The sequence below is a fragment of the Kiloniella sp. genome, assembly GCF_048270245.1.
Classification (GTDB): Bacteria; Pseudomonadota; Alphaproteobacteria; order Kiloniellales; family Kiloniellaceae; genus Kiloniella.
Window position 1 is genome coordinate 24,209 of sequence record NZ_JBLWTH010000001.1, and the last position, 12,656, is coordinate 36,864.

Here is a 12,656-nt window from a genome sequence, read left to right on the forward strand (position 1 = left end):
AGGACTGAATCAGTAACCTTCCAACCCAGAGCGTGAATCATAAGAAGAGCTTCAATGACAAGCGTATGAACTTCACCAAAGGAATCACGCTCTCAGCCTCAAGCTCTAGACTAATACCCGTGGCGCTGCCACAAACCACTTAGTAGAATCAAAGAATCTGATAGTTCTGGCGGTATCGGGTCGGGCTGATTCCCATTTGATCGCGGAAATGGTGGCGCAGGGTATCGGCAAGGCCAAAGCCACAGTGCGAGGCAATTTCTTCCACAGACATCGCGGTTTCTTCCAGACAGGTACAGGCCAGCGCCAGGCGTTCTTGAATCATCCACTTAGCTGGGGGCAAACCTGTTGCTTCCTTGAATCGCCGGATAAAGGTGCGCAGACTCATATGCGCGCGCTTAGCAAGTTCTTCCACCCGCAACGGTGTGTGCAGATGCTTTCTGATCCATGCCAGCAAGTCATCCATCGCCAATTCGCGACGTACTTGCGGACGGTCGATAAACTGAGCCTGTCCGCCATCGCGTTGTGCCGGAAGCACCAGACGCTTGGCAACTTTATTGGCGATTGCTGGGCCAAAATCACTGCGGATAATATTGAGACAGAGGTCAAGACCCGCCGCTGACCCCGCCGAGGTCATGATTCGCCCCTCATCAATAAAGAGAACATTGGGATCAACGTGCAGATCGGGATAGGTTTCTGCCAAAAGGTCCGCATAGCGCCAATGAGTCGTGACCTTTTGATTTCTTAGGATTCCTGCCGCCGCCAAGACAAAGACACCGGAACAGATCGATACAATTCTGGCCCCACGATAGTAGGCTGCCCAGATAGCTTCCAACAAAGCTTCTGGCGGGCGTTCGTGCACGGAACGCCAACCCGGCACCACGATGGTGTCCGCCTTTTCAAGTACTTCCAGCCCCTTTTCAGCCGAGACCTGAAGCCCACCAAGAGCACGACAAGGACCACTATCCGCCGAACAAGTTGTGAAGTCATACCATTCGTCAAACTCAGGACGATCCAGACCAAAGGCCTCAACAACCATACCGTACTCAAAGGTACAGAGGCCGTCATAGACCACCGCAGCAACAAGGTGGTTTGGCTTTTTCACAGACGCTTCCTGCGACACTTCCAGGTTCTTTTTTGAGATCGTTTTCTGGACTGACTTCTGGCGAGGTTTTTGTGACTTTTGTGGCATGGCAGATTTTTCACCATTTGAATTAATTGGCATTATTTATATGAATATAGTCATTTATGCCAATAGGCAAGCATAAAAAGTGGCTCTATGATCATTTTCATCATTTATTGAACACGAAGATTTTGGAGACAGATCAATGACTTCTAACGTCGCCCTTGTTCCCGCCGCAGCCCCTGACGAAGCGTTGGAACATTTTGAACGCCGCCTGCGTGTGGAAACTGATTGCTGGGATACCCACTATGCCCTCACCGAACAGGAACAGGACTTTGTCTTGCTAGATGTGCGATCGCCAGATCTCTACGCAGCCGGGCATATTCCCAAAGCGATCAACCTGCCCCACGGAAAGATCATTGCCCGCAAGATGCGTGACTATCCCAATGACACCCTGTACGTCGTCTATTGCGCAGGACCGCACTGTAACGGTGCCAACAAAGCCGCCATCCGCCTCGCCAAACTGGGCTATCAGGTCAAAGAGCTAATCGGTGGCATCGAAGGCTGGAAAGACGAAGGCTTTGACCTGGTCACAGGTATTACCTGATGTTTTTTTGGGGGGCTGATTATTTTTGACGTCAACTAGAGATCACTAACGACAGAATCAGAGCCCGACAGACATCATTGCGTGGATCATGGAATGACCTGAATCACGAGATATAGATTTGCAGCACTTACAAACAGAAAAGACATCTGCCCGACACGAATACGTCGATGCAGATGCCTAATCAAAAATAGTTTAGCCCTTAGCGTTCAACCCGAAATTACAGCCCTTGAAGACGCTCAACCACAAGCAAAGCAACGGCGGCGCTATCGCCTACATTGATCAAGGCATGGTCGCAATCGGCGGGGTAGCGGGCGGTGCCGCCTGCTTCGACGGTTTCGCTATCACCAGCTGATTCAACTTCGATCCGACCCGACAACACCGTCAGGTGTTCGCGGGTCCCTTCGACATGAGGATCAGAGCGCAAGGCCCCTGCGGCTTCGAAGCTCAGTTCGTACCATTCGCACAGCGCGGCGTTTTCAACGGGGGAGAGAATACGCATCACACAACTGCCGTCCGGGCTGGACATGGTGGGCGTCAGGTTTGCGGGCACGGCCTCTATCTTGACCACTTCCGGCTCACGCGGTGCGCCCTCTAACAGTTCATAAATATCCATGCCAAAGCTTTGCGTCAGGCTCCAGAGCGTCGCAAAGGTCGGGTTGGCCTGTCCGCGCTCTATCTGCGAGAGCATGGATTTGGATACCCCCGAAAGCTTCGCCAACTGATCCAGCGTCAATTTCTTTTCCTTGCGCGCATCCCGCACCTTATCCCCAATCTGCGGAACACCCTTGCGTTTTGTACTCATACCTTGCCTAAAACCCCTTTAGTGGAATTTCCACCATAGTGGATTTTCAAAGAAGGCGCCAGATAGAAGAGGTTTTGAAGAATACAAAAGAAAGATATGCAACCACGCGAATAGAACAAAACTCCCTAACCCACGTTTTTCCACTTAATCGGCGTCACATGCAACGTACTGTCGTCAATCGCGACCATGACATCGCCGTCCTGAATGGTCACGGAGAGCCTCATGGAGCGGTTGGCAAGCTCTGCCAAGGCGCGGGTGTCTTCTCGTGAGAAGTTTATCACTTCCAGATTATCAAAGCGGGTGGTGCTGTTTTTGATTTTCTCCCACCACATCTCGGCTGTGGAACCGCCATAGCAATAGATCATCACCTTGTTGGCTTTGCCGCAAGACTGGCGCACGATCTTTTCCCCCGGCATGCCCAGCGCAATCCACAGATCAATCTCGCCACTCAGGCTTTTCTGCCAAAGGTCCGGTTCATCCTCGGTCGAAAGGCCACGGGTGAATTCCAGCTGTTCATGGGCGTTCAGGGCAAAGCTCAACACGCGCACCATCAAACGTTCATCCGTTTCCGAAGGGTGTTTGGCAATAGTCAGATTATGGGTCTCGTAATAGGAGCGATCCATATCAGTAACGGAAAGTTCGACTTTATAAATGGTGGCATTTTTTGCCATGGGGTGTGCCTGTTTTGTTTTTGGGGGTTTGATGGAACGGAATGATAAGCGGTGATTAGTCTGGGTATTACTTTGGAACCGCAATGTGCGTTTACTCTGTCTGTTTCTTTGCCTTATCTATCTGCTTTCTTTACTGGGATTAACGACTTTGTGAAAGGGGAAACGACAGGCGATGATATTATTACCCTTATGGACGGCAAGATAACAGGAATTGCCTTAATCTATAGTTGACAAACTTACGCTAGGATTGGACCAAAGACAGGTAGATCGTGGGAGGAAAGCTTGTCCTTGAATCACAGTTGGTTAAAAAACATCCCTGTATTAACGAGACAGCTTGTCGGCCTGTTAATTGGCCCGTTTTCGACTTTGCTTGCGGTTTTGTTTTTGGGACCGATTCTTGGTTCCTTTTTAACCAGTGTCTCTGCGCAGGAAGTACCCCCTAAAAAAGATATTCGTAAAAGACAAACCATACGCATTGTCGCCACAGACTATCCGCCACATGTCATTGCCACCGAAAAAGGCGGCATGGACTTAGACATCCTGCGCGGTGTTCTGGATGAAATGGGATTCATATCCACGGTCCGATTTGTGCCAGCAAAACGCGCGTTAAGCATGGTAAACCAAGACGATGCCGATGTTGCCGTGCCTGTTTTTTTTGAAGCAGACAGAGAGGGCTATTACACATCGAATGCTATCATCGATTACAAGCCCACCGTTTTCACCCTCAGCCAAAACAAGGACAAAATCTATGACTTAAGCTCTTTGAGTAATCACAGAATTGTAACCTTTATCGGTGCAGGGGGGTATTTTGGAACGATTTTCACCAATGCCACAGCAAAAGCGATTTCCTATAACGAAATAAATAACGTTGGCGCGATGCCGGAACTTTTGTTGATGGAAAGGTATTCAGCCGCTGTTCTGGATGCGAATATTTTTTATTATTTTTACAGAAAAGAAAATAAAAATAGAGATTTAAGCGTGTTTGATGACCACGATGTCTTTCCCAAGGTAGAGGCCGCGGTGGGATTTAATGACAAAAGTCTTCGGGATTCCTTTAACCAGCAACTTGCAAAATACCGCGCCGACGGAAAAGACCGCCTAGTGATCGAAAAATACGTTGGCGCCACACGTTGAGCTTATATCTGTGCATTTAGTTCTCAGACATTTGATATCCATTTATAATATTTTCCTTAGATTATTGCCATCTGTCTACTGAGAAGGCATGAATAGACAAGCAATTTTATTCAATAAATCACTTTAGAAACGGGGAGCTTTCATGCAAATCGTCACAACTGATTCCATCGAAGGAAAACGCATCGTTGCCTATAAAGGTATTGTCAGCGGAGATGCCATTGTCGGCGCTAACTTTGTCAAAGATTTTTTCGCCAAGATTACCGACGTCCTCGGTGGGCGCGCTGGTGGCTATGAAAAAGCCCTGCGCGCTGCCAAAAATCACGCCATGAACGACATGATCGAACAAGCCGAAGAAGTCGGTGCCAATGCCGTTATCGGTGTTGACCTGGATTATGAATCAATCGGGGGCTCTATGTTGATGGTCAGCGTTAATGGCACGGCTGTGGTTCTCGAAGACGCTTAATATACGCCGTATGTACACTTTGTATGGTTTTTGATTGAGGTCGGTGCGGTTGCATCGGCCTTTTTCTTTTGAGAGCCACGGCTTAAATAGATATCAGCAATAATAAAGGCCAGCTTCTATATTGAAGCTGGCCTTTATACTTAAGCCCTTAAAAAGCAGAGCAACACTGTTGCTTAGGAAGAGACCATGTTCTTGAGTTGGCGGTTGGCAACCGCCAGCATCGCATAGTCTGGCTTTCCAGCAGCGTTCAATTCCGCGAGGATCTGTTCGGTCCGGTTTACCAGTGGCCGTTTGGATTCAGCCCACTCTTTGATGGCCGCTTCGACACGATCGGTTTGTCCCGCCGCTTCGAGCACACGGGACGTTAATTCCCCCTGATGCCCATAGAGATCATCGACAATTGCCGTCACAGCCAGTTTATCCCATGCAGATTCACTCGGCAGACGCCCCGCGGCACTTCGCAACCAGTCAAAACCATAGCGTTCTCCGATAGAGAAATAGGTGCTACCAACGGTATCCACTGGCATTTTCAACGTATGAGCAAGGCGTACGATATCACAGGCTGGCGTCAAAAGACGCAGACCCGCAATCCGCTTCGCAATATCTGCTGGAACGCCCTGCGCCTTGAAATCAGCAATTTTCTTTTTCAGAAGCACGGTGTTTTCCTTGGACAGAAGTTTTTCCAGCTGATCAGAAATAGTACCAACTTCCTTGCCATAGGAATCAACCTCTTTACGGATATCCAGCGGGTGTGCGCCATGACGCAGGAACCAGACGGTTCCCTGTTCAATCAATCGACCACATTCCGCCAAAAGCGTTGCCTGAAGCGACGCAGGTGCTTTGTTATCCAACCCTTCGATCATCGCAAACAACGAGTTCATATCGAACACTTCGCGGGCAATGGTATAGGCCCGTGCAATGTCACAGGACGCCATGCCGGTTTTTTCCTTTACCTCATAGACAAAGGTAATCCCGACACGGTTGACCATGTCATTGGTCACTGCCGTGGCAATAATTTCACGACGCAGGCGGTGTTCGCCAATTTGCTTGGCAAACTTTTTCCGCAAGGCCGTTGGGAAATAATCAATCAGCGTATCTTCCATATAGGAATCATCGGGCAAGTTTGAGCCCAATAATTCATCATAAAGAGAGATCTTGCTATAGGACATGAGGGTCGCAAGTTCTGGCCTTTCAAAGCCAAGACCTTGTTTCATGCGCTCGAGCACCATTTCATCATCAGGCAGGTATTCGATGACACGGTTGAGCAGCCCCTGTTTCTCCAATGACCGCATATAACGGGCAATTCGGTCAAGCAAGCGCCCACCGATATTGGCCGTGACCGAGATCGCCTGACTTTGTAGATAGTTATCTCGCAAGACCAGTTCGCCAACTTCATCGGTCATGGATTCCAGCAGCTTGTCACGCTGTTTACGGGTCATATCGCCGTCCTGTTCGACAGCGCCGAGCAGAATTTTGATATTCACCTCGTGGTCAGAACAATCAACACCCGCAGAGTTATCCAGGAAGTCCGCATTCACACGACCACCGTTTTGCGCGTATTCAATACGTGCCCGGTGGGTCATGCCTAGATTGGCACCCTCACCGACAACGCTACAACGCAGTTCCTTACCATTGAGACGCAGGGCATCATTCGCGCGGTCCCCGGCATCGCCATTGGTTTCACTGGAATGTTTCACGTAGGTTCCAATGCCACCAAACCAAAGCAATTCAGCTTTGGATTTCAACATGGCACGGAGCAAGTCATTGGGTGCCAATTCGTCTTCGGCAATATCAAACAATGCTTTTACTTCAGCACCAATTTTCAGTGACTTGGCACTACGATCAAAGATCCCGCCCCCCTTGGAAATCAGTTTCTCGTTATAGTCTGCCCAAGACGAACGCGGCAGATCAAAGAGGCGCTTGCGTTCAGCAAAAGATTTCGCCACATCGGGATCCGGATCGACAAAAATATGAAGATGGTTAAAGGCACCGACAAGCTTGGTCTGATCAGACAGCAGCATCCCGTTGCCAAAAACATCACCAGACATGTCGCCCACACCAATTGCCGTGAAAGGTTCGGACTGGATATCCTTGCCCAATTCGCGGAAGTGACGTTTGACAGATTCCCACGCACCTTTGGCTGTAATACCCATTTTTTTGTGGTCATACCCAGCTGAACCGCCAGAAGCAAAAGCATCATCAAGCCAGAAACCATAATCAACAGATACGCCATTAGCGATGTCAGAGAAGGTTGCTGTTCCCTTATCAGCCGCCACAACCAGATAAGGATCATCCCCATCACGGCGGATCAATCTTTCCGGTGGTACAACGTCACCAGCGACCAAATTATCGGTTAGATCCAGCAAACCACGGATGAAGGTTTTATAGCACTCGATACCTGAGTCGATAAAAGCTTCGCGCCCTTCGCTCGCTGGCGGTGGGTTCTTAACCACAAAACCACCCTTGGAGCCCACAGGTACGATAACTGAGTTCTTCACCTGCTGCGCTTTCACAAGGCCGAGAACTTCAGTTCTGAAGTCTTCCCGACGGTCTGACCAACGCAAGCCACCACGGGCAACAGGACCAAAACGAAGGTGCACACCCTCTATGTCAGGGCTGTAAACAAAGATTTCACGATACGGCCTTGGCAAGGGAAGATCAGTAATCTTTTCCGAGTTCAGCTTGAACGACAGATAAGTCTTGAACGCACCTTCTTCTGTTTTCTGCAGGAAGTTTGTCCGCAGCGTGCATTCAATCACATTACGGAAACGGCGAATAATTCTGTCTTCATCAAGATTGCTGACACCATCCAACGCTTCGTTGATCTTTTTGTTGAGATCATCCGCAAGTTGTTCGTCCCGCTCTGTCCCTTTGCCCATAAAGCGCACAAGGAAAAGGTCGACAAGCATCCGGGTAATGTTCGGATTATTCGCCAGAGTCTGTTCCATATAGCTTTGAGAAAAAGGAATCTGTGCCTGAAGTAAGTACTTGCAATAGGCACGCAAAACAGTGACTTCGCGAACTTTTAAACCTGCAATCAGAACCAGCCTGTTAAAGCCATCATTTTCCATCTGCCCATGCCAGACAGAGGCAAAGGCCTCGTGAAATCCTTCACGTAAACTGGAAATAGAAATTTCCTGATCACCAGAAATCACCATATTGAAATCGTGCATCCACACGCTTTCACCTGTTTCATGAGAACTGAAGTGATACGGGATCTCACTGAAAACTTTCAACCCCATGTTTTCCAACATCGGCAAGACATCAGACAATGGAACCGGATTATCGCGTAAATAAATCTTGAACCTAACTTGCTCGGGATCAGCACCAAGCGGACGGTAAAGGTTCATGGACAAGCCATCACCCTCAAGCGCTTCTTCGGCCCGGGTGATATCAAAAACGGCATCGTTTTCGTTAAAATGTTCCTGATAATTAACTGGGAAAGCAGCCCCTAGGCGACGCATGGCCCGGATACCCTGTTCCTCGCCCCGATCCTCTATCAAGACTCGTTCAAGGCGATCTTCCCAGGAACGACCAGCATCAGCAATACGTGCTTCTAACTCACTGACATCCACATCGGGTACCTGACCGCGGGTGGTCTTTACAATGAAATGAACCCGCGCAAGAACCGTATCGGACAAATGGGTAAAAAACGCACTGATCTGACCATTATAAGCACTACAAAGAATTTCCCCAATTTTACGACGCAGAGCCGTATCAAAACGGTCACGTGGAATATATGTCAAACAGGAAACAAAGCGTTCAAAAGGATCCTTACGTACAAAAAGCGCAATCCGGCGGCGTTCTTGCAGATGAAGAATACCGTGAGATATCGTCGAAAGTTCAGCACTGGAAATCTGGAACAGCTCATCCCGGGGGTAGGTATCCAGGATATGGGTTAATCCCTTGCTATCGTGACTGCCGGATTTAAAACCGGACTTGTCCAGAACCTTCTTAACCTTATGACGTAACAACGGAATATCACTTGGTGAACAGGCATAGGCCGTCGAGGTTAAAAGACCCGCGAATAAAATTTCGCCGATCACCCGTCCCTTGGCATCAAAGCGTTTCACAGCAATTGTATCAAGATGAACAGCCCGATGAACTGTTGAACGACGGTTAGCCTTTGTTATTCGCAACAGAACAGGCTTGGTCATGAAATCTCGGACTTCTGCCGGCAAAGACCCAAAGTCTCTTAGACCGTCAAAAACATGAACATCAATATCGCGCAGTAAGCCCAAAGAATCAGGGTGTACCTTTAAAATTGCATTGGTACCTTCACCTTCGAACTTGTATTCGCGATATCCAAGGAAAGTGAAATTATCCTGAGTCATCCACTCTAGGAAAGAAATAGACTCGCTAATTTCTGTTTTGGATAGTGATGGCGGAGATTTTTTAAGCTCACCAATGACTTCGCTCATTTTGCCAAGCATTGGTTTCCAGTCTTCCACAGCCGCTTTCACATCGTCGAAAACTTTGGTCAATTCGTGGGCAATCTGGGTATGGCTTTCGACCACCTGCTCGCTGATCTGTATGTGCATCACAGATTCTGTCAGGATTCCCTTGTCGCCACCAACCGCATTAATACAGCTTAGCTTACCCTTTGCATCGCGAATACAACTCAGGACGGGGTGCACGACCAGATGAACTTCGACATCCAATCGTTCCAACGCAGCCGTAACTGAATCCACCAGAAACGGCATGTCATTGTTAACAACTTCGATAATCGTGTGGGACGATTTCCACCCGTGTTCTTCGGGTTTGGGGTTATAGACCCTTATTTTGGTTTCGTCTTTCGCACGTTGCTGCAACTGCCCCCAAAGAGCCAAGGCGGCCCCAAAAAGGTTATCTGCTGTCTCTTCACGTAAATCATCCGGTGGGACGTTTTCATAAAAAGTACGTACGAACTGCTCAATCATCTGGGCTTTATCAGCACTTATTTTTTTGTGAATCAGTTCGACTACTTTATCAATACATTCAGATGTACTGCTATTGCCATGAATAGCCATTATTCTTTCCTCGGACCGCTGTCGCTTTTTAATTATTAGGATATTGCTCTATTCGACGTCCCCACCCCAGGTCCGCCCTTAAAGGTGGAGGACAAACCACGTTAACCTATTTCAGGACCTTTGTTAGTAAAAAATGCGTCGCCTACAGGATATTTTTTCAATACTTACAAAAGAGTAAAGTTATCCACATTATTTTCGCCAATAGGTTTAAAAAATATATGGTAAAACCACCAAATTGAAGAGAACAAAAACAGTCCATTGATCTTATCTATTTATACCATGGGCCTAAGTTATTTAAGCCGATCATCAATGCACAAATTCGTTTAGAGTCGCCAATGGAAGGGTGACCATCCTCTTTGCAATAGCCCTTTGATACAGCTAACTTTATCTGGAAAATAAAATTAATGAGCAATTTCTATTTTTGAAACACCTTCAAGCCGCAAAATATCCACAATCTTCCCTTCCTATGATACCAACAGATTGTGAGTCTCAAAGATAGAAAGTGGGCATGCCGAACACTAAAAAAGAGACAACTTGGTAAAGTTCACAACGATCACGCCGAAAAATTCTCTGCGTGCTGTTGGGGTCATAAAATAAAATGACACCTTTGTGGCTTAGTCATCTGCGACTTGCATTAAAACATGAGACGAGGTAACTCTATGAGCATGTATCGGATAACCACAGAAATTTTTGCGCGAATGTATACGAGCACGCGAATGACCGGGGGCATGAAAATGTCAACGACCATCATCACGTCTGCTTGTTCAATTCTTCGCCATAAGAGATCCGATCATGAATACATCTGCGCTGCCACAGCAACATAGCCTATCTAGTCCAAGACTATATAATCCCTACAAATTCATCAGAATAAATTTCTCTGCCACATCGCTGTCAGTCGACGAAATAAGAGAAACCCTGATTCGGCATCAGTACGATGTGCTCGCAGATTTATCCGCCTCGAGAACCAAGGAAAGATATTGTCTCCTCATAGAAGCAGACGTTAGCACCCTAGAACTTACATCCTTTAGCAAATGGTTCATGAAGCAAGTAAAACCAGAATTACTTCACAGTAAACTTGAAAATAAATCTGGTGACGTTATCGCCGAATGCAAACTTTATTGTGTTGGCAATAAAAGCTTTTGAAGCATCGGATCGCTCAAGATTTTCGGGCAGTGACTGTCAAGCATCGCAATATAGAGAAAAAGGTTACCTGATTCAGCTTTGAGCGCGGCTCTGTCTTCGGGCCTTAAACCTTGGTGCCGAACCAGGCGGGCCAAAGGTGTTTTCAATGCTTCAGGCGTCTTATTCAAGGCCAGGTCAGTAGCACAAGAACAGTGACCTTCCATCTTCAAAGCGTTTTCAGCACCTATTCTTTTACCTAGCTCTGTCACACAGAAATCAAGTGTTTCTTCGTGACCCAGATTATTAAAAGCCCTGACAGTAACGGGTGCGACAATGAAAATTGCAAAACAAAGGCATAATGACATCCACGAGAACTTGTTTATTCGCATTAATTTTCGTGCCTTTCGCGCCGCCGTTTCATCCAGAACATTATCTTAATCACAGGGTAAAGCCAGACAAGCCCAACAAAGGGGTAGTATACAAGATGTACAAGCGGATGATCCGGAAACCAATCTGTTCCGATAGAAATAACCATCGCTGAATAGAGTCCCAGAAAAAGGAAAAATAATAGATACCCAACAAGGTTTTTAACCAAGGCTGTAACTCTTTGAACAATAGTTGATAACTCAGATAGTCCTGAGATTTATATCCTGACAGACAAACAAGAACCAGCACAAAAAAAATCGCCCGACCTTAACTCTTCCTTCGTTCGTTTGATTAATCAACGAGAAAGATGGCAAAAAGATGAAGGCCGCAAATCGCATTTAACAAAAAGGATTTGATCGCTTCTGTAAAATACAAAGGCTGAAGAAAAACAGTCAGTAAAAGCTTAAATAGAAAAGATTCAATTTAAAACGAAAAAACCCAGCCAAAGCCGGGTCTTTTTCATTCAACACTGGAGCGGGCGATGAGATTCGAACTCACGACATTCTCGTTGGCAACGAGATGCTCTACCACTGAGCTACGCCCGCGTCTCTGTGTTGGTGGAGGGGTATTTACGTCACGAAGTTTGACATTGCAAGATCTTTTTTCACAAAAAAATAATGCATCTTGATTCTTTCTTGTTTCAAAGGCAATAAAAGCGAGGCATACCCTTAATTATAAACAGAATTTGCAAAAATACGCAGGCAAATAAATATGACTGATATCACCCCTTGCACCCCAGATGATCTCTTTCAAAAACTCGATGATCTTGGAATCGAAACCACAACAATTACCCATCCTGCTGTTTATACAGTTGAAGAATCCAAAGAACATTGCGGTGACATCCCTGGTGCCCACACCAAGAACCTTTTTTTGCGTAACAAAAAGGGGCAGATGTGGCTTTTGGTCTGTCTTGAAGACAGAAAAATCGACATGAAGTTATTGGGTAAAGCCTTGGGTGCAGGAAAGCTTTCTTTTGGCAGTGCAGATCGATTGATGGAGTTTCTTGGCATCACGCCAGGATCGGTATCTCCCTTTACAGCCCTAAATGATAAAGAAAATGCCGTAAAGGTGGTTCTTGATTCGCAAATAATGAACATATCTCCGATTAACTCACACCCCTTGACGAATACAATGACTACGTCAATTAAACCTGCTGATCTTGTACGGTTTTTAATTGCCATTAATCACCCGCCAGAAGAACTGGATATAGATAATTTGGATCAACTTGCGCATGATGCAACTTGATCCCTTGCAGTTCAGGTCAATCAACCTCATCTTGTCAGGTAGCAAGCAAATTATCTA

The 12,656-nt window shown here is 46.9% G+C and carries 10 protein-coding genes and 1 tRNA gene; 4 read left to right on the forward strand and 7 right to left on the reverse strand.

Annotated elements, in window-relative coordinates; translation table 11 throughout:
- Nucleotides 1-148: 148 nt before the first annotated feature.
- Nucleotides 149-1,102 (reverse strand): transcriptional regulator FtrA, encoded by a 954-nt coding sequence (ftrA, locus tag ACN0W5_RS00110; protein WP_417452261.1) that lies wholly within the window; start codon nucleotides 1,100-1,102, stop codon nucleotides 149-151.
- A gap of 223 nt (nucleotides 1,103-1,325) precedes the next feature.
- Between ftrA and ACN0W5_RS00115 the strand changes: the two genes are divergently transcribed.
- On the forward strand, nucleotides 1,326-1,727 hold the full coding sequence (locus ACN0W5_RS00115) for a rhodanese-like domain-containing protein (RefSeq protein ID WP_417452262.1): 402 nt from the start codon (nucleotides 1,326-1,328) through the stop codon (nucleotides 1,725-1,727).
- 217 nt (nucleotides 1,728-1,944) lie between these two features.
- Here ACN0W5_RS00115 and ACN0W5_RS00120 read toward each other — a convergent pair whose 3' ends face one another.
- Together ACN0W5_RS00120 and ACN0W5_RS00125 are read right to left on the reverse strand one after the other, a co-directional pair.
- On the reverse strand, nucleotides 1,945-2,529 hold the full coding sequence (locus tag ACN0W5_RS00120) for a helix-turn-helix domain-containing protein (RefSeq protein ID WP_417452263.1): 585 nt from the start codon (nucleotides 2,527-2,529) through the stop codon (nucleotides 1,945-1,947).
- Nucleotides 2,530-2,654: 125 nt separating this feature from the next.
- Entirely contained in the window at nucleotides 2,655-3,284 is a 630-nt protein-coding gene (locus tag ACN0W5_RS00125; RefSeq protein ID WP_417452264.1) for a YaeQ family protein, read from the reverse strand.
- 198 nt (nucleotides 3,285-3,482) lie between these two features.
- On the opposite strand from ACN0W5_RS00125, the gene ACN0W5_RS00130 reads away from it, so the two are divergent.
- Nucleotides 3,483-4,334 (forward strand): substrate-binding periplasmic protein, encoded by an 852-nt coding sequence (locus tag ACN0W5_RS00130; protein ID WP_417452265.1) that lies wholly within the window; start codon nucleotides 3,483-3,485, stop codon nucleotides 4,332-4,334.
- A gap of 142 nt (nucleotides 4,335-4,476) precedes the next feature.
- Complete coding sequence (locus tag ACN0W5_RS00135; RefSeq protein WP_417452266.1) at nucleotides 4,477-4,797, forward strand: YbjQ family protein; 321 nt, start codon at nucleotides 4,477-4,479, stop codon at nucleotides 4,795-4,797.
- Between the two features lie 173 nt (nucleotides 4,798-4,970).
- On the opposite strand, the gene ACN0W5_RS00140 is transcribed toward ACN0W5_RS00135, so the two are convergent.
- From ACN0W5_RS00140 to ACN0W5_RS00155, 4 genes are all read right to left on the reverse strand, one after another.
- Nucleotides 4,971-9,806, reverse strand: coding sequence for an NAD-glutamate dehydrogenase (locus tag ACN0W5_RS00140; protein WP_417452267.1), 4,836 nt, complete (start codon nucleotides 9,804-9,806; stop codon nucleotides 4,971-4,973).
- Between the two features lie 1,115 nt (nucleotides 9,807-10,921).
- Nucleotides 10,922-11,317, reverse strand: coding sequence for a hypothetical protein (locus tag ACN0W5_RS00145; protein ID WP_417452268.1), 396 nt, complete (start codon nucleotides 11,315-11,317; stop codon nucleotides 10,922-10,924).
- A complete protein-coding gene (locus tag ACN0W5_RS00150) occupies nucleotides 11,317-11,523 on the reverse strand; it encodes a DUF2842 domain-containing protein (protein WP_417452269.1) in 207 nt (68 codons plus the stop codon). The genes ACN0W5_RS00145 and ACN0W5_RS00150 overlap by 1 nt, the downstream gene beginning before the upstream one ends.
- Before the next feature lie 301 nt (nucleotides 11,524-11,824).
- A tRNA-Gly gene (locus ACN0W5_RS00155) sits at nucleotides 11,825-11,899 on the reverse strand.
- Nucleotides 11,900-12,065: 166 nt separating this feature from the next.
- Here ACN0W5_RS00155 and ACN0W5_RS00160 point away from each other — a divergent pair.
- Complete coding sequence (locus tag ACN0W5_RS00160; protein ID WP_417452270.1) at nucleotides 12,066-12,599, forward strand: prolyl-tRNA synthetase associated domain-containing protein; 534 nt, start codon at nucleotides 12,066-12,068, stop codon at nucleotides 12,597-12,599.
- Nucleotides 12,600-12,656 lie beyond the last annotated feature (57 nt).

Coding starts and splice junctions, on each gene's coding strand:
- ACN0W5_RS00115 (WP_417452262.1), top strand. CDS start 1,326: ATGACTTCTAACGTCGCCCTTGTTCCCGCCGCAGCCCCTGACGAAGCG.
- ACN0W5_RS00120 (WP_417452263.1), bottom strand. CDS start 2,529: ATGAGTACAAAACGCAAGGGTGTTCCGCAGATTGGGGATAAGGTGCGG.
- ACN0W5_RS00135 (WP_417452266.1), top strand. CDS start 4,477: ATGCAAATCGTCACAACTGATTCCATCGAAGGAAAACGCATCGTTGCC.
- ACN0W5_RS00140 (WP_417452267.1), bottom strand. CDS start 9,806: ATGGCTATTCATGGCAATAGCAGTACATCTGAATGTATTGATAAAGTA.
- ACN0W5_RS00145 (WP_417452268.1), bottom strand. CDS start 11,317: ATGCGAATAAACAAGTTCTCGTGGATGTCATTATGCCTTTGTTTTGCA.
- ACN0W5_RS00160 (WP_417452270.1), top strand. CDS start 12,066: ATGACTGATATCACCCCTTGCACCCCAGATGATCTCTTTCAAAAACTC.